The 1,169-nt window shown below is 43.6% G+C and carries 1 protein-coding gene; it reads right to left on the reverse strand.

Annotation, left to right across the window (positions count from 1 at the left end):
* On the reverse strand, window positions 1-973 hold a 973-nt coding region (locus tag GCU44_RS22910), incomplete at its 3' end, for an IS4 family transposase (protein WP_154859713.1).
* Between the last annotated feature and the right edge of the window lie 196 nt (window positions 974-1,169).

Below are 1,169 nucleotides of genomic sequence, written 5' to 3' on the forward strand. Positions count from 1 at the left end.
TGAGTTGTAGAAAAGCATTTTTCCAGTTGTATTTGTACGTCAATTTCCGTTTCTTTTTCCTGGACCTACTTTTCTTTTCAATCTGCTCAGTAGCAGCTATGCCGGCAAGTGCTACCATGTTCATGGCCAGGATATGTGCATAAAATTCCTGATAGATTCCCTGCGGCTTTCTACATCCGAACTGCTCAACTTTAATCTTAGGCTTCAAATTTTTTATCCCTTCCTCAACTCCCCATCTCATGCCATAAAGTTCTACAAGATCTTCAGTTTTAAATGATTCCATATCCTGTAAACTGCTTACCAGCAGTTCGGTTTCACCTGAGTCAAGAACGGCTTTGGTTACCCTTACCCGTATCGTTTCCGATGTTTTGGCTGTTTCCCTCTCCGATCTGCTAGGGACCCATTCGGTGATAAAATCCATCCTGCTATCGGCCATTACAGCTTTTGCAAAATTGGATATTCCGGTAGACATCCGGATACAGAAGGGTCTTCCTTCACAGGTCATTCTGTGTGCCATGTGGAAGTTTCCAAAATTCCTGTCCAGCACCAGAAGGTCATCCGGCCTGGGTGGAATTTCAAACAGGCAGTCACCGAGTAAGCCGGATTCGCCGGTACTCATTCTTCCGAGTCTTGCCTGTAGCGTAAGGCCGGTAAGTACGTCATAGACAAGAAGTATCCTGGCTAGTGAGGTCTTTGAACTACTGGATTGAACTCCAAAATATCCCCTTATCTGTTTGGATGCTGGTAGATTTAGGGTACTTCCATCACCACCAAAAACCCTGTACCCCTTCCATCTGGCAGTAGTGAACCTGTCATAATCTTCTGAGCTGATAGCACAGAGATCAGAGAAAAATTGCCATTCAATTTTATAGCGCGCCTGTGAGAAAGCACTTCCGGTGACTTCTCGTTTTCCCAGCTTGGAAAGGACATCTTCAGTAACAGAATCGGCGGATTCTTTGAACAGTTGGAGCACCGAAAGTACTACGGTTTGAAAGTCGAGCGGGGAAGACCTGGAAAAATGTGCAGGGTCAGAACAGTAACTGTACTGATTTTCAGGTGATTGTATTTTTTCAAAGATTTTTTTTCGGACAATCCCAAGATATATCCGTCGTGTTTTGGTTGGTATTTTGTACCTTCATAGCTATATGTTTAAGACAACATAATTTACC

Source organism: Cyclobacterium xiamenense (assembly GCF_009467825.1).
In the GTDB taxonomy this organism is placed as follows: domain Bacteria; phylum Bacteroidota; class Bacteroidia; order Cytophagales; family Cyclobacteriaceae; genus Cyclobacterium; species Cyclobacterium xiamenense.